Source organism: Pseudomonas libanensis, from assembly GCF_001439685.1.
GTDB lineage: Bacteria > Pseudomonadota > Gammaproteobacteria > Pseudomonadales > Pseudomonadaceae > Aquipseudomonas > Aquipseudomonas libanensis.
The window spans coordinates 151,311-172,648 of the sequence record NZ_JYLH01000009.1 but is presented as its reverse complement, the minus strand read 5'-3'; the positions used below and the strand labels follow the sequence as shown (position 1 = coordinate 172,648).

17 protein-coding genes are annotated in these 21,338 nt (G+C 60.8%); 10 read left to right on the top strand and 7 right to left on the bottom strand.

Features of this window, described 5'->3' with window-relative positions; translation table 11 throughout:
- Nucleotides 1-437: 437 nt before the first annotated feature.
- The 6 genes from TU73_RS15900 to TU73_RS15875 all read left to right on the top strand — a co-directional run bounded on the left by TU73_RS15900 (nucleotide 438) and on the right by TU73_RS15875 (nucleotide 6,753).
- A complete protein-coding gene (locus tag TU73_RS15900) occupies nucleotides 438-1,061 on the top strand; it encodes a DUF1120 domain-containing protein (protein WP_057013014.1) in 624 nt (207 codons plus the stop codon).
- A 39-nt stretch (nucleotides 1,062-1,100) separates the two neighbouring features.
- Nucleotides 1,101-1,724 carry a DUF1120 domain-containing protein gene (locus tag TU73_RS15895; protein ID WP_057013013.1) on the top strand — a complete coding sequence of 208 codons (624 nt, stop codon included), beginning with the start codon at nucleotides 1,101-1,103 and terminating at the stop codon, nucleotides 1,722-1,724.
- Between the two features lie 76 nt (nucleotides 1,725-1,800).
- Nucleotides 1,801-2,427, top strand: coding sequence for a DUF1120 domain-containing protein (locus tag TU73_RS15890; protein ID WP_057013012.1), 627 nt, complete (start codon nucleotides 1,801-1,803; stop codon nucleotides 2,425-2,427).
- A gap of 2 nt (nucleotides 2,428-2,429) precedes the next feature.
- Complete coding sequence (locus TU73_RS15885) at nucleotides 2,430-3,128, top strand: fimbria/pilus chaperone family protein (protein ID WP_057013011.1); 699 nt, start codon at nucleotides 2,430-2,432, stop codon at nucleotides 3,126-3,128.
- 53 nt (nucleotides 3,129-3,181) lie between these two features.
- The gene (locus TU73_RS15880; protein ID WP_057013010.1) at nucleotides 3,182-5,614 is read left to right on the top strand and encodes a fimbria/pilus outer membrane usher protein; all 2,433 of its coding nucleotides are present in this window, start codon (nucleotides 3,182-3,184) and stop codon (nucleotides 5,612-5,614) included.
- An 11-nt stretch (nucleotides 5,615-5,625) separates the two neighbouring features.
- Entirely contained in the window at nucleotides 5,626-6,753 is a 1,128-nt protein-coding gene (locus TU73_RS15875) for a DUF1120 domain-containing protein (RefSeq protein WP_057013009.1), read from the top strand.
- A gap of 2 nt (nucleotides 6,754-6,755) precedes the next feature.
- On the opposite strand, the gene TU73_RS15870 is transcribed toward TU73_RS15875, so the two are convergent.
- Together TU73_RS15870 and TU73_RS15865 are read right to left on the bottom strand one after the other, a co-directional pair.
- Nucleotides 6,756-8,021 (bottom strand): CynX/NimT family MFS transporter, encoded by a 1,266-nt coding sequence (locus TU73_RS15870; protein WP_057013008.1) that lies wholly within the window; start codon nucleotides 8,019-8,021, stop codon nucleotides 6,756-6,758.
- Nucleotides 8,011-8,670, bottom strand: a complete 660-nt coding sequence (locus TU73_RS15865) for a FadR/GntR family transcriptional regulator (protein ID WP_057013007.1) — start codon at nucleotides 8,668-8,670, stop codon at nucleotides 8,011-8,013. The genes TU73_RS15870 and TU73_RS15865 overlap by 11 nt, the downstream gene beginning before the upstream one ends.
- 159 nt (nucleotides 8,671-8,829) lie before the next feature.
- On the opposite strand from TU73_RS15865, the gene TU73_RS15860 reads away from it, so the two are divergent.
- Both TU73_RS15860 and TU73_RS15855 read left to right on the top strand, forming a co-directional pair.
- Complete coding sequence (locus TU73_RS15860; protein ID WP_057013006.1) at nucleotides 8,830-9,141, top strand: type II toxin-antitoxin system MqsR family toxin; 312 nt, start codon at nucleotides 8,830-8,832, stop codon at nucleotides 9,139-9,141.
- Nucleotides 9,138-9,632, top strand: a complete 495-nt coding sequence (locus tag TU73_RS15855; RefSeq protein ID WP_057013005.1) for a type II toxin-antitoxin system MqsA family antitoxin — start codon at nucleotides 9,138-9,140, stop codon at nucleotides 9,630-9,632. Before TU73_RS15860 ends, TU73_RS15855 begins: the two co-directional genes overlap by 4 nt.
- A gap of 51 nt (nucleotides 9,633-9,683) precedes the next feature.
- Here TU73_RS15855 and TU73_RS15850 read toward each other — a convergent pair whose 3' ends face one another.
- From TU73_RS15850 to TU73_RS15835, 4 genes are all read right to left on the bottom strand, one after another.
- Complete coding sequence (locus tag TU73_RS15850; RefSeq protein ID WP_010444394.1) at nucleotides 9,684-10,448, bottom strand: amino acid ABC transporter ATP-binding protein; 765 nt, start codon at nucleotides 10,446-10,448, stop codon at nucleotides 9,684-9,686.
- Nucleotides 10,449-10,459: 11 nt separating this feature from the next.
- Nucleotides 10,460-11,557: an amino acid ABC transporter permease gene (locus TU73_RS15845; protein WP_057013004.1), complete on the bottom strand. Its 1,098-nt coding sequence runs from the start codon at nucleotides 11,555-11,557 to the stop codon at nucleotides 10,460-10,462.
- A gap of 10 nt (nucleotides 11,558-11,567) precedes the next feature.
- On the bottom strand, nucleotides 11,568-12,749 hold the full coding sequence (locus tag TU73_RS15840) for an amino acid ABC transporter permease (protein WP_057013003.1): 1,182 nt from the start codon (nucleotides 12,747-12,749) through the stop codon (nucleotides 11,568-11,570).
- Nucleotides 12,750-12,821: 72 nt separating this feature from the next.
- A complete protein-coding gene (locus tag TU73_RS15835) occupies nucleotides 12,822-13,853 on the bottom strand; it encodes an amino acid ABC transporter substrate-binding protein (RefSeq protein WP_057013002.1) in 1,032 nt (343 codons plus the stop codon).
- A 345-nt stretch (nucleotides 13,854-14,198) separates the two neighbouring features.
- Between TU73_RS15835 and TU73_RS15830 the strand changes: the two genes are divergently transcribed.
- Nucleotides 14,199-14,855, top strand: a complete 657-nt coding sequence (locus tag TU73_RS15830; protein WP_057013001.1) for an alpha/beta hydrolase — start codon at nucleotides 14,199-14,201, stop codon at nucleotides 14,853-14,855.
- 95 nt (nucleotides 14,856-14,950) lie between these two features.
- Entirely contained in the window at nucleotides 14,951-16,411 is a 1,461-nt protein-coding gene (rhlB, locus tag TU73_RS15825; RefSeq protein WP_162276324.1) for an ATP-dependent RNA helicase RhlB, read from the top strand.
- Between the two features lie 84 nt (nucleotides 16,412-16,495).
- Here the strand turns inward: rhlB and TU73_RS15820 are convergent, their stop codons facing one another.
- Nucleotides 16,496-21,298 carry an RHS repeat domain-containing protein gene (locus TU73_RS15820; RefSeq protein ID WP_057013000.1) on the bottom strand — a complete coding sequence of 1,601 codons (4,803 nt, stop codon included), beginning with the start codon at nucleotides 21,296-21,298 and terminating at the stop codon, nucleotides 16,496-16,498.
- Nucleotides 21,299-21,338: the final 40 nt, after the last annotated feature.

Below are 21,338 nucleotides of genomic sequence, written 5' to 3'. Positions count from 1 at the left end.
CACACAGTGACCTCATGCAGAGCAATCGACTCGCCAGAAATATTCCCGTGCGCCTGGGACTTCCTGACTGAACCCACTCTTTTGACAAAGAAGATATAAATACTGAACTGAAAAAATATCCGAACGAGTGATACTCGGCGATACAACAACTACGACATTTGCTCTTTTTCCCACGCTTGCCAAGCCACGTCCCTATCGGCCGGAAGGCGCAATCCAGGAGCCTCACAATCGTAATTGTTGCATTCCACCCACCCGGCGTCGCCGATAGCCTTGCTGTCGCTCCAGACAGATGCGCAGCCCACGCTTTAAACGCACATAAATGTCTGTTCCAGGACAATCAGTGCCCTGCCCTGCGGATTGAGCCTGATCAGGCAAGTGCAGTTGGGCATGATCGAGCAACGAACTTTATTCACCCGGCCCCACAAGGATTTGTGACCATGCAAAGGCTCTCCCCGGCCACACTGGTGCTGGCGCTGGCCGCTGGCTCACCCAGCGTACTCGCAGCCAGCGCGACCCACTTGAGCGTCACCGGGATTATCACCCCCAGCGCCTGCAGCGCAGACCTGTCCAAGGGCGGTGTGGTGGACCACGGCAAGTTGGCGGCAAGAGACCTCTCCAGGCACACGCCCACTACCCTGCAATTGGCACTGATGATCCTGGAAGTGCACTGCGAGGCACCGACATTATTCACCCTTACTGCGCTGGATAACCGCGCCGGCAGCTCAGCGATTGATCCAGCCCTGCACGGCCTGGGCACGATCAACGACGAGCAGATGCTCGGCAGCGTGGCGTTCGGTGTGTTCGAACCCGTGGCGGACAAGGTGGCCGTGAACACCATTGTGTCTCGCGACGGCGGCGCCAGCTGGGAAACCTCCGACTACCTGGGCCACGCGGCGCTGACGGCGTTTGCAGCGCCCGGCATGCCCAATATCCCGATCGCCCTGCAGCACCTGTACGCCAGCCTGCTCGCCGTCACCGTGATTGTCCCGGCCGACCAACTGCCGCTGCTGGATGAGGTGCCCATCGATGGGCATGCCACCTTGCAGATCAAGTACTGGTAAGCCGCCATTTTTCCAGCCATTCCATTTTTCGGAGCCCCCATGAACAAGACACTCAACACCCTGATCGCCACCACACTGTTGGCCACTGCCGGCCAGGCTTTCGCCGCCTCCAGTACCACCTTGACCGTCAAGGGGGTGATCACGCCAAGCTCCTGCACGCCGCAACTGTCCAATGGCGGCAAGGTCGACTACGACAAGATCTCCGCCAAGGACCTGAATGTCGACACCGCTACTTCATTGCCCCTCAAAACACTGCAACTCACCGTCACCTGCGACGCGGCGACCCTGATGGCGATCGAAGCCAAGGACAATCGCGAAGGCTCGGACAACAACAATGACACCATGGAATTCGGCCTGGGCCTGATCAACGGCAGTGAAAAGCTCGGCAACATGACCCTGCGGCTGCTCGCCCCCGTAGCCGATACCGTGGCGGCCAGGACAATCGGCTCCTACGATGGCGGTTCGACCTGGTCCATAGAGCGCTTCTTCATGCGCGACAACATTCTCTCCGTGGCCAACACCAGCACGGTTGCGCCCATTCCCGTTCAGATGTTTAGCGCGGACCTGTATGTGGAACCGGAGATAGCCCCGGCCAGCCAGCTGACCTTGACCAACGAGGTCACCATCGACGGCTCCGTGACCCTCACCGTCAAGTACCTGTAACGCCCAGCCAGGCAGCGCACGGCCAATCGCTCGTGCGTTGCCCTCAACCTGTTCACTCACGGTCGTCCACCCTCCCATGAACACGCTCACTCGTCGCTTGACGACACTCGGTCTCTGCTTGACGGCAACCCCCGCCCTCTGCGCCTCAATGACCGACATCACGGTCACCGGCACCATCACCCCCAGCGCCTGCACGCCAAGGTTGTCCGAAAGTGGCATCGTCAACCACGGCGAGATTCCGGCCCGCAGCCTCAACCAATTCGAATACACGCCCCTGCCCGGTAAATCCCTGGAGTTGAACGTGGAATGCAACGAAGCGGTGCTGTTTGTACTGGTGGGGGTCGATAACCGCGCAGACTCTTCCTTGGGCCCCGGTTTCTTCTACGGCCTGGGCCATAACGTGCACAACCCCACCGAACGCCTCGGCACGGTAGCCCTGGCCTATGGCGAGGTCACGTCCGACGGTGAGCGCGTGCTGGTGCTGGCCTCCAGCAACCAGGGCCAGACCTGGTTCCCGGAAACCAATGCATACCCCGACAACTATATGGGCTTCGCCAAACCCGGCACTTTGGTGCCCGAACCCCATCGTGAATTGAAAGCAGCCCTGCACATCGCTACCTCGATCAACGCAGCCGCCTACCTGACCCTCACCCAGGCGGTACCGTTGGACGGCTCCATCGTGATCGACCTGAGGTACCTGTAGCCATGCTGAATTTTCCCGTTGCCCTGGCCGTCGGCGCACTGGCCGGGTTGCTCGGCACACCGGCCAGGGCCGATGGCATGGTGCCGGACACGTCAGTGGTGATCGTCCACGAGGCCGAGGGTGAAGCCTCGGTGTCGGTCACCAATACCGATGGCAAACTGGCGCTGCTGCACGTCACCCTCGAAGACATCCCCGAAGACACCGAGCCGCTGCTGTTCGTCACACCGCCCCTGGCCCGCGTCGAGCCCTCCCGGACCCAACTGGTGCGCTTCATCCTGCAATCGCCCAAACCCCTGGCCACCCAACGCCTGAAACGAGTGATCTTCGAAGGCCTGCCCCAGGGCCGCCCCAGCGCCCAGGCCGGACACGCACAAGTAGGCGTCACGGTGCGCCAGAACCTGCCGGTGATTCTGCATCCCAAAGGCCTGGCGGTAAACCGCACGCCCTGGACCGGGCTGGCCTGGCGCTTGAAAGGCAACCAACTGAGTGTGCATAACCCCACGCCGTATGTGGTGCGCCTGGCGCAGGAGCTGCAGTTGTTGCCGGGCACGGGCTCGGCATTACTACCGCGCACCTATGTATTGCCGGGGGAAACCCTCACGGTTACCGCCAGCACGGCAACAGGCACCGCCGTGCGTCTGCAACCGGCCACAGTCTACGGGTTTGCCGTGGCGCCCTACGACGCGCCCATCGCCCTGTAAAAACCCGGGCGCGCTTGCGTCCGGGCCCTGAGTTCGACCCTGAGAGCACAGCCATGACTGATCGCGACGGCGCCGCCCTGCCCGGCGTTTCATCTCACCGCTCCCGCACGCTCCTGGCCGGGGTGGCGTTGAGCTTGGGCAATGCATGGCCGGCTATCGCCGATGACACCCTGCCAGCGGGCACCTTTGACCCACAGACCCTGTCACGACGGGGCATCGACCCGCAGCTGGCCCTGCTGTTGCTGCAAGCCCCGCGTTTCACTGCCGGACAGCATGCCGTCAACCTGAGCGTCAATGGCCAGCGTCGCGGTCGGGTGCGGGTGCTGTTCGATCAACGCGGCGACCTGTGCTTCAACCGCGCGCTGCTGGATGCGGGCAACCTGGTGATGCCCGCCGCTGATGTTGACTGCCAGCCCTTCATCGAGGCGTATCCGCAGACCGCGATCGAACAAGACCCCGCCAGCCTGAGCCTGGCACTGGTGGTGCCGACCAGCGCCTTGCGCCCGATGACCCAGGATATTTCCGGCTACCAGACCGGCGGCGTGGCCGGCCTGCTCAACTATGACCTGACCGGTTTGCACAACCAGTACGAAGCCAGCAGCAATCGCTTCGGCTCGGCCAATACCGAAGTCGGTTTCAACGCCGGTGACTGGATCGTGCGCAGCCGCCAGGTGAAAACCTGGCAGGACGGCCGCACCAACACCACCCACCTGGACGCCTACGCCCAACGCACCTTCGCCGCCCAACAAGCGGTGCTGCAAGCCGGGCAGATCAACCTCTACAACCCGGTGCTGGCGGGAGCGCAAATGACCGGTGCGCAAGTGCTGACCGAAACCGCGCTGCAGGACCAGAGCCAGGGCGCGACCATCAGCGGTATCGCCAACAGCCCGGCTCAGGTGGAGATACGTCAGAACGGCACGCTGGTCCACTCCACCGTGGTGCCGGCCGGACCGTTTTCGCTGACCGATGTACGCCGCCTGAACAGTCGCTCGGACGTCGACGTCACGGTGCGCGAAACCAACGGCGAAGAACGCCGCTTCAGCGTGCCGGCCGCCATGCTCGGCCTGGGCCTGCCCGCGCCGGGTTACTCGCTGGCCGCCGGGCGCGTGCGCCAGGTAGGCGCCAGCCAAAGCACCGAGCCGTGGGTGGTCAGCGGCGGCTGGAGTGGCGCACTGCACCCTCAGGTAAGCGTGAGCGTGGGCGCGCTGCTGGCCGAGGGTTACCGCTCGACGGGACTGAATCTGGGGTGGCTGCCCTGGCAAGACAGCCAGCTGCAGTTCGGCGCACAGGCGGCCCAGGCCAGCCTTGACGGCGGCGGGCAGGGCATGCAGGCCGACCTGTCATGGTCACAGCGCCTGACCGAGCGTTGGTCGATCACCACCGCCGGTTCCTGGCGCTCCCTGGGCTATCGCGGCCTGGAGGAGTCGACTTACCCCACTCGCACCAGCGCGCAGCAGCGCTCGCGTTATCGCGATCAGCAAAGCCTGAGCACCTCGTGGGCGCACCCCTGGTTCGGAGCGTTCAGTGCCGGTTTCTCGCGCTCGTCTGCGTATGACGGCTACAGCGCCAGCCGCGCACTGGCGTCCTGGGGCAAGAGCGTCGGCGGCGTGTCGATTTCCGCCAGTGCCGAGTGGCAGATTGGCGGGCGTGACCAGGGCGATAACAGCGTGTATCTGAACCTCAGCCTGCCGTTGGGCGACGACCGTCGCGGCCGGGCCTGGGCGCGACGCTCCGGCAGTGATCATCGTATGGGGGTCGGTGTGAGCGAGCCGCTCAATGACCAGCTCAGTTACCGCGTCGACGTGGAGCGCGACAGCCGCGACCGCGTCATGGAATCGACCTTCGGCGTTTCGGCCCTGCCCTATTACACCCAACTGGACCTGAACTACACCCGCGCCGACAACAACCGCAGCAGCTACCAGGGCGGCGCTCGCGGCGGCGTGGTGGTGCACGGCGACGGCGTCACCTTCTCGCCGTATTCGGTGCGCGACACCTTTGCGCTGATGTCGGTGGGCGACATGGCCGGGATCAAGGTCAGCACCCCGAGCGGCCCGGTATGGACCGATTGGCAAGGCCAGGCCGTGGTGCCGCAGCTCAGTGCATACGGACGCAGCCCGGTGGAAGTGCAGACACGCTCGCTGCCGCGCAATGCCGATATCAGCAACGGCCTGGCCGTGGTCGCGGCCGGTCGCGGGGCGGTGGACAAGGTGCAGTTCGGCGTGGCCCTCACCCGTCGCGCATTGCTGAACGTCACCACCGAAGACGGCCGGCCATTGCCACGCGGTGCGACCGTCAGCACCGCCGACGGTGAATTCGTGACCCTGGTACAGCAAGGCAGCCAAGTGTTCCTGCCTGATGTACTCGAGCAGCGCGCCCTGTGGATCAAAGCGCCCGGCAATGCAGCATGCCGTCTGGAGTACTCGCTGCCGGAACGGGGCGACCCCCGGGTGTATTACGAAACCGCACCCGCCCGGTGCCTGCCATGAGGACGATAGCCATGGGTTACACATCCGCCGTGCTGGGTTTGAGCCTGCTGCTGGGTGCCGACGCCTGGGGCGCAGAGCCATGCCAGCTCAACCTGAGTGAATCGCTGCTCGATTTTGGCCTGATGAACCGCGCCATCATCCGGTTGCCCGCGCCGGAACGGCTGCTGGGTGAGCGTCGTTTGAGTCTGACAGTCAATTGCGCGCAGCCCACCGACCTGAGTCTGTTTTACCGCGCGTTGGCGGCGAACGCGCAGCGCTTTCAACTGACCGAGCGCGGCAGCTATCGCCTGCAGGCGAGCGATGCGGTGGTGGATGGCCGGGCTGTCGAACTGGGCTTGCTGGCCGGCGCCGGCCAGCCTCCCGTGGCGGTCAGCGCGGCGCTGAACTGGCGCCCTGATCATCTGATGATGCCAATGCTCAACGGTGTGCCCGTGACAGGGCGCAGCCTGTCATTACAGCTGCTGGCCAAGGCCTGGGCGCGTGACGGCGCGGTGCGGGTAAGCGATGCAGTCACCTGGAACGCCAGCGGTATAGTCGATGCCCTGGCCAGCGGCCGTTCGCGTGAGCTACGCCTGCAAGCCCGCTTCGCCCCGGCCGCCTGCACGCCAAGCCTGTCCAACGGCGGCGTCGTTGCGTTCGGCAAGTTGTCGGCGATGGATTTGCAGCGTCGCCAGGAGACCCCCCTGCCCGCCCGCCTGTTGGTGGTCAGTGTCAGTTGCGACGCGCCCACCGCCTTTGCCCTGCACCTGCTGGACAACCGCCAGGGCTCGGCCACCGGGCCCGCCGACAGCACCCATTACGGCTTGGGCCTGGACGCACGCGAGCGGAAAATCGGCCGCTACCAGTTGACGTTCGACCCTGCGCGCACCACCGCCGACGCCTGGACCCAGGTGTACCGCACCGATTCCGCCTCCACGGCCGGGCCATGGAGCAGCGCGCACACCGGCCGGATCGCCATCGACGCCAGGCGCTACCTCGGCTTCAATGCCAGCGCCGGCAGCAATCACGGCCCCGATCCTGTGCAGAACCTCAGCGCCGGCGCCAGCCTCGAGGCGGTCATCGCCCCGCTCGAAACGCTGGACGTGGCAAACGAGGTGTACATGGACGGGTCCGCCACTCTGGAGGTGGTGTACCTGTAGGCTCAGACTTGTTCGCTGCGCACGTTCACATAGCGCGCGCGTCCGGCGCCCAGGCCGGCGATGATCGCACCCACGCCGAGCACGGCGAAAATCCAGCCGACCGCGTTCCAGCCGCCGGTCCAGTCATGCACCAGGCCGACCGCGAACGGCCCTGCCGAGGCCAGGGTATAACCGATGCCCTGAGCCATGCTCGACAGATTGGCAGCCACGTGGGAATCGCGCGAGCGCAATACAATCAGGGTCAAGGCCAGGCTGAACGTGCCACCCTGGCCCAGGCCCAACACAATCGCCCAGCCCCACAGGCCATCCAAGGGTGCATAGAGGCAACCAAACAGGCCGCCGAGGGTCAGCAGCATCACTACCACAATCGCCAGGCGCTGGTCTTTGCCACGGGTGGCCAGCCAGGGTGCGGCCAGCGAACTGAACAATTGCACGATGATCGAGCCGGACAGCGCCAACCCGGCTTCGGTAGCACTCAGGCCGCGCCCGATCAGGATCGACGGCAGCCAGCCAAACACGATGTAGGCCAGGGAGGATTGCAGGCCCATGTACAAGGTGACCTGCCAGGCCAGCGGGTCACGCAGTAGTCCTTTCACCCGATAAGCAACCTGATGCGCACCGTGTTTCGACCCGACCTGCGGCAACCAGAACAACGCCGCCAGCAGCGCCGGCAAAACCCAGAACCCCAGGCCGATGTTCCAGCTGTCGCCGAAGTAATGACTCAACGGCACTGTAGCCCCTGCCGCCAGCGCAGCGCCCAGGCACAGGGCCATGGTGTACACGCCCGTCATGGTGCCGGCGTGCCTGGCAAAGTCACGCTTGACGATCCCCGGCAACAACACGCCGATGATGCCGATGCTTGCGCCGGCAATCAGGCTACCGGCGAACAGGCCGATCTCACCGAACGAACTGCGCACAATGATGCCGGCGGCCAGCGCCAGCAGGATGCCCAGCACCACCCGTTCTGCACCAAAGCGCCGCGCCAGCACCGGCGCCAGCGGCGCGAACAGGCCCAGGCACAACACCGGCAAGGTGGTCAGCAAACCGGCCTTGGCCGCTGACAACCCCAGGCTCGCGGACACCTCACTGAGCAGCGGCGCCATGCTCGACAGCGCCGGGCGCAAGTTCAGCGCCACCAGGATCAGGCCCAGCAGCAACAGCCACGGGCGGGTGACGAGCGGCGACGTGTGTTGCACCACCTCGTCATCGGCTTCGGCGTCGATCAATAGCTGTTCGAGTTCAGTCTTGCGTTGGGTTTCAGGGTTCATTGATCAACTGCCGGCAGAAGGATTTGGCGCGTTCGGGGTCATGGTGCTCCACCGCATCGAGCAACGCGCGGTGCAGATCGAACACGGCCTGGCGACGCGGTGAAATGTTCAGGGTCTGGCGCAACTGCGCGCCGATGACGGCGCAAAAATAGTGGTACAGCTCGCTCAGGGTCGGGTTGTGTGCGGCGTCTACCAACCGACGGTGGAACACCAGGTCGGCGTTGATGTAAGCCTCCAGGTCACCGTGATACAGCTCGGCACTGGCCTGGAGCGCCTGGCGCAACGCGTCGAGGTCTTCATCGGTGCGACGCATTGCGGCGAGGCCGATAGCCTCCACCTCCAGGATCTGCCGCGTCTCCTGCGCCTGCTCCAGGGAGCAATGGGACAGCGCACGCATTGTGCCCAACGGATCGGTCATCGAGCGCAAATAGCTGCCGTCACCCTGGCGGATTTCGATCAAGCCAGAGAACGCCAATACACGCATGGCCTCGCGCACGGTATTGCGACTGATGCCCAGCTCGGCAGACAGCTCCGGCTCGGTAGGCAGGCGTTCGCCGATGGCCCAAACGCCTTGGGCAATACGCAGGCGCAGTTGCTCCAAGGCCTGGTCGACCAGGGAACGTTTGATCAGTGGAGCGATGTCTGTCATGGATTTTGCACTTTCGCCCAATCATAGGATGAATTTTCCTACAGGCTATTCGGAGTTGCCTACAAAGGCAACGCACTAGGGTTCCTAGGCAGGAAAAGGAGCAGTATTTTCGATTGGTAAAATTACCCTCAGAGGGTAATTATTGGACTCAGGTGTCTTATGGAAAAGTACACACCTCATTACGATTTGGCGGTGATCAAAGCAGACGTCAGGCGGCTTGGAAGCAAGGCGTTTACGAGGACAGCAAAGGACTCTGGAGAGGACCTCGGCTTTAGTATGGAAGATATGCAGATCGTCATATACGAACTACAGAACAGGATGCTGTACAAGTCGATGACGACCTATGGGGATCATCGAATCTGGCAAGACGTGTATTACACGCACGCAAAAAACATGGAGATTTACGTCAAGGTCACTTACCGCCCCAACGGTAGACCGCCGGTAATCTCCTTCAAGGAGAGGCAATCATGAAAAAAACCGAGCTTTGCTATATTTGCGGCGCTCCAGACGCATTGAGTTACTTCGAAGGCCGCAGCGAAACCATTCGCATCAAAGGCATGGAGCGCCGGGTCGACAATCTTTCCGGCTGGGAATGCAAGGTCTGCGGCGACGGTTTCTGGGACCCGGACAACGACAGCACCGACCGCTACGACGCGGCAAAAAATGAACTGACCCTCGCTGCCCGTAAAATGATCGGCGCCGAAATAAAACGCACGCGGCGCAAACTGCACCTTACGCAAAAAGAGGCGGTGGATTTGCTGTCAGGTGCCGGGCACAACGCGTTCTCTCGCTATGAACGCGGCGAACTGCTTGCCCCCAGGTCCTTGGTAATACTGATGCGGTTACTGGATCGTCATCCGCATTTGCTTGCGGACGCAAAAGCCTTGGCAGAAGGCGCAGATATGCGCGGTGCCTTCAGCTATACGGTGAATAACGATACTGAAACACTCAAAGCGTCCTAGCTCAAAAAATAAACCCGGCACCAGGGCCGGGTTTATTTGTTCAAACACCGATCAATGCAGAATCTGGCTCAGGAACAACTTGGTCCGCTCATTCTGCGGGTTGTCAAAGAAGTCATTCGGCGCCGCCTGTTCCACGATCTCGCCCTTGTCCATGAAGATCACGCGGTTGGCCACGGTACGCGCAAAACCCATTTCGTGGGTCACGCACAACATGGTCATGCCGTCTTCGGCCAGGCCGATCATGGTGTCCAATACCTCCTTGACCATTTCCGGGTCCAGCGCCGAGGTCGGCTCATCGAACAGCATGATTTTTGGCTTCATGCACAAGGCACGAGCAATCGCCACACGCTGTTGCTGGCCGCCGGACAGTTGCCCAGGGAACTTGTGCGCCTGCTCCGGGATGCGCACGCGCTCCAGGTAGTGCATGGCGATTTCCTCGGCCTTGCGCTTGGGCATCTTACGCACCCACATCGGCGCCAGTGTGCAGTTCTGCAGGATGGTCAAGTGCGGGAACAGGTTGAAGTGCTGGAACACCATGCCGACTTCACGGCGGATCGCTTCGATCTGCTTGAGGTCGTTGGTCAGTTCCACGCCATCGACCACGATGCGGCCCTGCTGGTGCTCTTCCAGGCGATTGAGGCAGCGGATGGTGGTGGACTTGCCCGAACCCGACGGGCCGCACAGCACGATGCGCTCGCCTTGCTTGACGTTGAGGTTGATGTCCTTCAACACGTGAAACTGGCCGTACCACTTGTTGACGCCCTGCATCTGGATAATGCCTTCAGGGCTCACAGGCTGCTTGATTGCTTCGCTCATAAAAACCACTCCTAACGCTTGTGGCCGGTGTCGAGCTTGCGTTCCAGGTGCATGGAATAGCGCGACATGCCAAAACAGAAAATCCAGAACACCAGGGCGGCGAACACGTAGCCTTCGGTGGCCATGCCCAGCCATTTGGGGTCGGCGGCGGCTTGCTTGACGCTGTTGAGCAGGTCGAACAGGCCGATGATGATCACAAGGCTGGTGTCCTTGAACAGTGCGATGAAGGTATTGACGATCCCCGGGATCACCATCTTCAAGGCCTGCGGCAGAATCACCAGGCCCATGCTGCGCCAGTAACCCAGGCCCATCGCTGCGGCGGCTTCGTACTGCCCCTTGGGAATCGCCTGCAAACCACCGCGCACCACTTCGGCCACATAGGCCGACTGGAACAGGATCACACCGATCAGCGCCCGCAGCAGTTTGTCGAAGTTCATGCCTTCGGGCAGGAACAACGGCAACATCACCGAGGACATGAACAGTACGGTGATCAACGGCACGCCGCGCCAGAACTCGATGAAGGTCACGCAAACCACCCGGATCGCCGGCATGTTCGAGCGCCGCCCCAGCGCCAGCACAATGCCCAGTGGCAAGGCACCAGCGATGCCGACCGTGGCGATCACCAGGGTCAGCATCAGGCCGCCCCATTGGCTGGTCGCCACGTTGGCCAGGCCGAAGACACCGCCGTGCAGCAGGAAGTAGGCAGTGATCGGGTACAGCACCAGGAAGCCCAGGCCGTAGATCGCCTTGCGTTGGAAACGCGAGATGAACAAGGGCGCCGCGCCGACAATGGCCAGCCATACCGTAAGGTCCACGCGCCAGCGCAGCTCGCCTGGGTAATAGCCGTACATGAATTGCCCGAAGCGTTGCTGGATGAACACCCAGCAAGCGCCCTCTTTCGTGCAATCGGCGCGGGTAGTGCCAACCCAGTTGGCGTCGAGAATGGCCCAATGCAGGATCGGCGGCACCACCAGGTACACCAGGTAGATCGCCAGCAGGGTCAGCAGGGTGTTGAGCCAGCTTGAGAACAAGTTGGCGCGCATCCACGCCACCGGCCCGAAGACTTTGCTCGGCGGTGGCATATCAGGTTTGAACGTATGCGTTGTCATGGGCGTTTCCTCACCGCTCGATCAGCGCAATGCGCTTGTTGTACCAGTTCATCAGCAGGGAAATGCTGATGCTGATCGCCAGGTACACGCTCATGGTGATGGCAATGACTTCAATGGCCTGGCCGGTCTGGTTGAGCACCGTGCCGGCAAACAGCGAAACCATTTCCGGATAACCGATACCGGCGGCCAGCGAGGAGTTTTTCGCCAGGTTCAGGTATTGGCTGGTCAGCGGCGGGATGATCACGCGCAGCGCCTGCGGGATGATGACCTTGCGCAGCGTCGGCCCAGGGCGCAAGCCCAGTGAGCGCGCCGCTTCGGTCTGGCCGTGGCTTACAGACTTGATCCCCGAGCGCACAATCTCGGCGATAAACGCCGCCGTATACACCGTCAGCGCCAGGGTCAGCGCCAGCAGTTCAGGGATCAATACCCAGCCACCGACGAAGTTGAAGCCTGCAAGCCGGGGCATTTCCCAGTGCAGCGGCGCGCCGAAGATCAACGCACACAACGCCGGAATCACGATGAGCAGCGCCAGGCCGGCCCAGAATTTATGAAAGGGTACGCCAGTGGCTTCAAAACGCTTGTTGGCCCAGCGGGTCATCAGCACGATGGCGACGATGGCGATCACCAGACTGGCGACAAATGGCCAGAACCCGTCGGCCGCCAGGGCCGCCGGCATGTTCAGGCCACGACTGCTGACGAAGAAGGTGTCACCGAAGTTATGGCTGTTGCGCGGCCCCGGCATGGTCAGGAAGACCGCGAAGTACCAGAACAGGATCTGCAACAATGGCGGGATATTGCGGAAGACCTCCACGTAGACCGTCGCCAGCTTGCTGATCATCCAGTTGGGCGACAACCGCGCCACGCCGATGATGAAGCCCAGCAGGGTCGCCAGCACCACGCCGATCACGGTCACCAGCAAGGTATTGAGCAAGCCGATCACAAACACCCGGGCATAGCTGTCCGATTCGGTGTAGTCGATCAAATGCTGCGCGATGCCGAAGCCGGCACTGCGTTCAAGAAAGTCGAAACCCGAGGTGATGCCCCGGTGTTGCAGGTTGGTCTGGGTGTTATGGAACAGGTACCAGCCCAGCGAGACCACCGCCACGATTGTGATGATCTGGAATAGCCACGCGCGCACTTTGGGATCGCTGAAGCTGAGCTTCTGCTTGGGTGCGCCGATTTGATTTTGCATGAAGTGCCCCGCAAAGAATGGAACAGAACATCACCCGGCGGTTGGCCCACCGGGTGATAGAACCATCAGCGATCAGCGCACAGGGGGTGCGTATTGGATGCCGCCGTTGTTCCACAGCGCGTTCAGGCCACGGTCAATTTCCAGTGGCGTGCTCTTGCCCAGGTTGCGCTCGAACATTTCGCCGTAGTTGCCCACCTGCTTGACGATCTGGACGACCCAGTCCTTCTTCACTTTCAGGTCTTTGCCATATTCACCGTCAGCACCGAGTAGACGCGCAACGTCCGGGTTCTTGGTGGCCTTGGCTTCAGCTTCGACGTTCTTGGAGGTCACACCGGCCTCTTCAGCGTTGAGCATGGCGTAGCCCACCCAGCGCACGATGGCCAGCCACTCGTCATCGCCGTTACGCACGACCGGGCCCAGAGGCTCCTTGGAAATGGTTTCCGGCAGCACCACGTAGTCTTTCGGCGCGGCCAGCTTGCTGCGCTGGGCAAACAGTTGCGACTTGTCGGACGTCAGCACGTCGCAACGCCCGGATTCCAGCGACTTGGCGCTTTCGTCGGAGGTGTCGAAGGTGATGGGGGTGTACTTGAGGTTGTTGGCGCGAAAGTAATCGGAAACGTTCAGCTCCGTGGTGGTACCGGCCTGGATGCAGATGGTTGCACCGTCCAGTTCCTTGGCGCTTTTCACGCCGAGCTTGTTGTTGACCAGAAAGCCGATGCCGTCGTAGTAGGTAATGAAGCCCGGGAATTTCAGGCCCATGCCCGCATCGCGAGAGCTGGTCATGGTGGTGTTGCGCGACAGAATGTCGACTTCGCCGGATTGAAGCGCGGTGAAACGCTCCTTGGCGTTCAACTGGCTGAACTTGACCTTGGTCGCGTCGCCGAAAACGGCAGCGGCCACAGCGCGGCAGTAGTCAGCGTCGATGCCGAGGATCTTGCCACTGGCGTCCGGCACCGAGAAGCCCGGCAGGCCATCACTCACGCCACATTGCACAAAGCCTTTCTTCTGCACGGCATCCAGGGTGGCGCCCGCCTGGGCAAACCCACTGACACCCAATACAGCCGCCGCAGTGACGATGGCCAGGGTGGATTTCAATACCTTCATTCAAACCTCCAGTTGCTCTTGTTGTGTCCAAGCTCCAACCCCAGCGCACCCTTATGAGGCGATATCGACCCGTGTTGGCTTTTTTTGGGGTCAAGCGGCATGAGGTTTTCGCGATCATTCCAGCGGCTATCCCCTGAACGGCGGTCACTGATAGTGTTACCGTCCCAGGAGAGTTCTGACATCGACCTACACATAGCAAGGCGCGTACCAGAGTGTTGGCCAAGCGGTTGCAACCCTGGGTTAATGGCAAAAGATTCACCCTTGCGACATTCTCTTAACAGATCAACCTGTCGCGCACCGTTCCGACGCCCCCAATCGGAGCGCGCGCACATATATGGAGCAGACATGACCGAACCCTTGATTCTTCAGCCCGCCAAGCCCGCAGACGCCTGCGTTATCTGGTTGCATGGCCTGGGTGCCGATCGCTACGACTTCCTGCCGGTGGCCGAGGCGTTGCAGGAAAGCTTGCTGACCACGCGCTTTGTTTTGCCCCAGGCGCCGACGCGCCCGGTGACCATCAACGGCGGTTACGAGATGCCGAGCTGGTATGACATCAAGGCCATGAGCCCGGCGCGTTCGATCAGCCTGGAAGAGCTGGAAGTCTCGGCAAAAATGGTCACGGATTTGATCGAGGCTCAGAAAAGAACCGGGATAGACGCTTCGCGAATTTTCCTCGCGGGTTTTTCCCAAGGTGGCGCCGTGGTTTTCCACACCGCGTTCCTGAATTGGGAGGGGCCACTCGGTGGCGTCATTGCCCTCTCTACCTACGCGCCAACCTTTGATAATGAGCTGGAATTATCCGCCAGCCAGCAGCGCATTCCGACGCTGTGCCTGCATGGCCAATACGACGATGTGGTGCAGAACGCCATGGGCCGCAGCGCCTACGAGCATTTGAACAGCCGTGGTGTCACCGTGACATGGCAGGAATACCCAATGGGCCACGAAGTGTTACCCGAAGAGATACGCGACATCGGCACCTGGCTGGCTGAACGCCTGCGCTGAAACCCGCGTTTATGTAGCCTTATGACAGACGCACTACGCCGCGCCCGATTCTTGCATTACACTGGCCGGCGTACATTCCTTAACCAATTAATGAGATGACCGTGCTCAAAGCACTCAAGAAGATGTTCGGCAAAAGCGCGGCTGAGCCGCTCGCGCCTGTTCCCAGTGCTCCCGTCCCGCCAACCGGCAGCCGCAATGACGGCAGGCAGCCCGCCCGGGCGGCACCCGTTGCCCAGCCGAAGGTGACAGCGCCGGAACAGGCAAAACCGGTTGAAGTCGCTGCCGCGCCAGTCGCGCCGAAGCCTCGCCGCGAACAGGCCCCAAAGCCGGTCGTCATCCCGTGGAAACTTGAAGACTTCGTCGTCGAGCCCCAGGAAGGCAAGACCCGCTTCCACGACTTCGACCTGGCCCCCGAACTGATGCACGCCATCCAGGACCTGGGCTTCCCGTACTGCACGCCGATCCAGGCGCAGGTGCTGGGCTTCACCCTGGCCGGCAAAGACGCCATCGGCCGCGCCCAGACCGGCACCGGCAAGACCGCCGCGTTCCTGATCTCAATCATCACCCAGCTGCTGCAAACGCCGCCGCCCAAGGAACGCTACATGGGTGAACCGCGCGCGCTGATCATCGCACCGACCCGTGAGCTGGTGGTGCAGATCGCCAAGGACGCCGCCGACCTGACCAAGTACACCGGCCTCAACGTGATGACGTTCGTGGGCGGCATGGACTTCGACAAGCAGCTCAAGCACCTCGAAGCCCGTCACTGCGACATCCTGGTCGCCACCCCGGGCCGCTTGCTCGACTTCAACCAACGCGGCGACGTGCACCTGGACATGGTCGAAGTGATGGTGCTGGACGAAGCCGACCGCATGCTCGACATGGGCTTTATCCCGCAAGTACGCCAGATCATCCGCCAGACCCCGCCCAAAGCCGAGCGCCAGACCCTGCTGTTCTCCGCGACCTTCACCGAAGACGTGATGAACCTCGCCAAACAGTGGACCACCGACCCGTCAATCGTCGAGATCGAGGCGCTGAACGTCGCCAGCGAAAACGTCGAGCAGCACATCTACGCCGTGGCCGGTGCCGACAAGTACAAGCTGCTCTACAACCTGGTCAATGACAACGGCTGGGAACGCGTGATGGTATTCGCCAACCGCAAGGACGAAGTGCGCCGCATCGAAGAGCGCCTGGTGCGCGATGGCGTCAACGCCGCGCAACTGTCGGGCGACGTGCCGCAGCACAAGCGCATCAAGACCCTGGAAGGCTTTCGCGAAGGCAAGATCCGCGTGCTGGTGGCCACCGACGTGGCCGGGCGTGGTATTCACATCGACGGCATCAGCCATGTGATCAACTTCACCCTGCCGGAAGTGCCGGACGACTATGTGCACCGTATCGGCCGTACCGGGCGTGCTGGAGCTGCGGGCGTGTCGATCAGCTTTGCCGGGGAAGATGACTCGTATCAGTTGCCGTCGATCGAAGCGCTGTTGGGGCGCAAGATCAGCTGTGAGACGCCTCCGACGCATTTGTTGCGAGACATCGAGCGCAAGCGCCCTTAAAGGCTAAAGCGCGATCAAAAGGTGTGGGAGGGCTTGGGGCTTACTCCTCCCACATTGGTTTATATAAATGTACGGGGTCTTTGCTTAACCATTCATCAACTCCGTCAAGATCGGCTGGCGAATACGCGCCGCTTCATCTCTGTGGGCCTGGTAAAAGCCGATGCTGCTGCTCGGCATATCAACGATTCGGGGGACGGCAGGTTGGGATTGGGGCAAGGCAGAGGCGGGTGCGTCGCCATCGGTCGGCGACGATGCAAATCTAGTTTGGATTGACCGGCTCAAATTTATGAATCTCAATGCGGCACGTGTCGCGCCGAAGGTGATACTCCGAGGCGTAACGCCTGCCTTATCGGTGAACTTGTAAGTCAAGCCGAGCATACGTTGACGCGCAGCGAATACGGCGGCGCCAGCAGGTGATGCACCAACACCAAACGGTTTAGAAGCCGCCAGCTTGTAAGCCATGTGTGCTGAGGTATAGGCCCCCCCCAACCCAACGGCTAATGATGCGATAGAAAACCCAAAGGAGGCCCAGCCCAGATCTTTGACGGTCTGTGAACGGTCCCACCCCATCGCCTTATCGACGGCAGTGATACTCAACGAGGCAATGCTCAGGCTTCCGCTGACAATGCCAAGTCCGGCACCAACAGTTATTGCCGCTTTGGAGGCCATAGTCAGCGCCGCCAAAGTCGACGTTGCAGATATTATTGTGGCAGTAGCGGCTGGCGTCGCTACTGCGGCCGTTGTCGCCAGACCCGCCGCTAATGCAGCCGTGGAAGTTTTAGCCGCTATAGCCGCCATTAGAGCTGCGCCCCCAAATTTAAACGCCACAACCGAAAGCGCTAAAGCCAGTCCGGTCAACGTCCACTTCAACCACTCCGGCCATAACCCACTGGGGTCCATCATATTGACCGGGTTACCCGCACAGTAGGCGTAACCGTTGAGCCCGCCCTGATCAAAAGGACTCAACGGATCGGCCTGCAGAAAAATCATCAGGTCAGGATCGTAGGCCCGCTGGCCATTACCCAGGAAGTAGAGATTGACTGCGGCATCCAGCCGCTGACCATTGAACGCCGGTAGTTGCAGGTCGGCCATGGTTCGGGCCTTGCCGTCATCCAGGTTTATGTGCGCATCTCCGTAAGGTGTGTAATGGCGCCGATCATGCATCTGCCCCGGTGCCGATACGCCGCGCACACTGCCGCTGGCATCGTTGACATGCAGTTGCGGCCCGTCCACGCCCCCACTGCGTGCAACGACCTGATTCTCAGCACTGTGATAGCGGATCTTTTTATCGCCTTCAGCCAGGGTTTCCAGACGATCGCCGGTATACACCAGCATCACTGGGGAGTCTTCGGCGCGACGCGCGAGCACTTGCCGAGCATCCGCATCGTATTGATAGCTGTAGGTAAAAGGACCGGCCTCGACCTCGACCAGTTGATCCAAGGCATTGAACCTGTAGACCTGCCCCGAAGGCCCTGTCAGCAGGTTACCCGCCGCATCATAGGCCAGGGTGAAGCCCTGCACCGGATAGGTGTGGGTGACACGGGTGAGCTGAGTCGGGTCAGTACCGGTGAAAAAGCGCTCACAGGTATCTTGCGTGCCATCGGCAAAGGACGTCACCACTTGCGTGATGTTGTTGAGGCTGTCAAAGCTGAACGCCTGCCCGACAATGCCACGCCCTCGGTGATCCTTAGGATGTTCAAGGCCTTCGCAGCGATAGGTGGTCAGCCGCAAGTAGGCGTCATAGGTAAACGTCTCGCCGATCACCAGCCGTGCATCGGCATCGTGAAGAAACCGCGTCGCCAGCATACTGTTGGAGTGATACGTGCTGGTCATGACCTGCAACAACGCACCGTTTTGTTCGAAACGACGCTCGGCTTCTCGCCCCAGAGAATCATAGGAAACACTGGTAATCACCTGCATATTTTCAGTGGCGGTGGTCAGTGTCCGAGGCCGGCCAAACAGGTCGTAGTCCTGCTCGATCACCAGGGTGCCGGTGGTCATCCGCTGGAAGCGCCCCTGCGCGTCGTAATCGAGCTGGCTGCGCTGGCCATCGGCAGCGGTTTGATACAGCAAGCGTCCGCCAGGGGAATGTCCATACAGTGTGGTAGCGACCGTACCATCGGCCGTTTGGACTTCCTTCTCCGGATAGCCGTATGCGTCGTAAAACACCTCATGAATCAAGCCGCCAGCCTCGGAGCGGGCCAATGCGCCGGAAGTCGGATCATATTTGTAGGTGCTGGTCGCAACACCCGCCATTTCCATACGACTGAGCGCGTCCAGTTCTTTGTCGTAGGTCCGCTCTTGACGCGCACCCAGCGCAGAAACCATGGCGACAGGCTCCATCCAGCCCGCCTCATACTCCAAAATCATGGCTGGCCCCCTACCGCGTACCTGACTGGTCATCCGGCCCAGACTGTCGTACGTGCGAGCCCCCAACCGCTTGCCATCGACAAGGAGTGCGCTGACCTCCTCGCTGCTTGTGCCAGGCGCATACTCGTTCGTGCGCAACCGCGCCGGTGTACTGTCTGCCGGTGTCTGCAGGGTAGTCAGCAGCCGGTTGTACCCGTCATAGGTGAATTGGGTGAGGTTTTTAACGATATCCAGTACAGACAGGCAGCGGCCCAGGCCATCGTAGGTGCGCGACTCCACTTCAACGCTATGATCATCGGCGTCGAGGCGCTCGACCCTTATCGGCTGATTGTGTTCGTTAAAATAGGTTTTCAGCCGCTCCCCGCCTTCAATGCCCTCTATTTTCAGATTCAGATACGGATCGTACTCATCGATCTCCACGCGACCATCGGCTCGGGTCACACGACTGGCATTGCCCCAACGGCTGTAGGTGTAGGTGCTCTTCAATGAACGGGGCCCGTCGGGCAGGTAGTCGATACTCACCACCTCTACAGTCCGCCCCTGCGCGTCATAACGCCAGGTTCGGATGGCACGCTCCGAGTCATCGCTCATCAGTTGAGCTTCGGCAACCTGGCGTCCCAAGCCATCGTAATAAGTGATTGCCCGGTTGCCCTGCGCATCGATGGTGATCAGGTGAGCGCGTCGACCTTGCGTTGCAAAGTGATAAGCGTAACGCCGCCCCGCCTGCTGCGGCTCACCGGGCGACGCCGTTTCCGCAATCAACCTGCCACTGACATCGTATGCCAGCGCCAGGGTGCTGCCACCGTCTCGCGTCATCGACAACAGGCGGCGGTTGACCAGCGAGAGGGTACGCACCGACTCCAACCATTGCCCCTCCCTCCCCTGTAAACGTCGGGTTTCGCTCAACGTGTCGCCGTTGATGCTGTAACTGAAGTTGCTGACCAACGACAGCCCGTCAATGAGGCTGGTGGTGCTCTTCAAACGGCCCGCCAGCTCGACAGGTGCTTCGTAATACGTTTGCTGCAAGCTGACGGCCCCGGCCTGGCTACTCGATTGCTGAAGCACAAAATAGCTGCCGCCCGTCGACGGCACAGGAGTGTAGGTGTACTCGGTGAGCCGGGCTGCTGGCGTCTCCCCAGCCGGGATGAGACGCTCCTGCTTGAGGTAGCGCTGGAACAACCCATGGGGGTCGGCGGGGCATTTTCCGGGTTCGCCTGCGATGGGATAATAGCTGTATTCGGTGCGTATGCCGGAAGGTTCGGTGCGACTTAGTTCGTTGCCGTAGTCGTCGGTCTCTATGTGCTGGATTTCTTCCCGTGGAGTGCCACCAGCCACCAACTCATAGCGCTTGATGATCGTTTTTGGAAGATGAAAGTTGGGGGGCTGGATGGGAAACTGGCCGGGCTGCGTATTATAGATAATGGCCGTCGTGGTCCGGGTGCCTTCACGTACGACTCGCTCTTCAGTCAACAAGTGATACTTATTGTAGGTGGTATGAGTGGCACTCAGCTGGGTGTCGCCAACAGAATCGAGAGATCGCTCTTCAGTCCAGTATTCATAATCGCCAACAACTTGATACAGATTGTCTTCACCTTCGCGAAAACCACCAGAAAACGGGTATCCGGTAAAATTCCGGCCTGGGCTATAAACGTAAGTCAGAGTCATGGGCGGCTGCTTGGCGGCCGGTGTTCGTACCCAACTGGTCACCCGTGGAATAAATTGATTGTTAGCGTACTGATGCCCTTGCTCTGCATACGTAATCAGCTCCTCACCGCCCATCGGGGACCGCACTCGCATAATAGGAACCAGTCCGTTGCGAAACGCCGAGCGATACTCAAACACATAGCTGGCGGTACCACGTGCTTCACTACGGTCAAAGGGAGCAGATACCTGCGTCAGACGGTTATTGGTGTACAGAAACCAGACACGGGCATAACGACCACCATCGACACGTGTATCTGCTATCGACAGGTTCCCGTTTGAGTAAGTCAGGACCAGCAACTCCTCCTGTTCCTGGTTAAGGATCCGCTCCAGAAGGCCTGTAACGCCGTAACGAAAGGTCAGCCGCTCACCGTTTTCGAACAGTATGGCAACGATCCGGTAGGGCTGAGTACTGCCAGTACGCCGTAGAATTTCTATGGTCCCGTCGTTGTAGATCACCTGTAATGTAGTGGTATCCGGCCGTTTGACCACGATGTCCTTTAACTTGTGATTTATGATCTTGAGCGTGCCACCCACGGACGGCAGAAGGTCAGTCTGATACTGCTCGCCACTTAGTAAAGTGAGTCTGCGACGGTTCTCATCGAACTCAGTATTGCTAAGGCGCCACCCGATTCCACAACCATTGTTTTTGGTATCGAACATCGAGAAACCAAGGGATATATCCCGGCTCGCCTCCAGCGGCCCCAGGGGATTAAAAGTCGCCAACTTGATATGACATCCATATTGGCCGGTACGCACATCAACAGAGCCGTTGATATAAGAACTGAAGTTGAAGGCATTCGAATAAATATCCATAGCGCTGCTCACCAAGGAAAAGTCAAACTTCAATCAAATA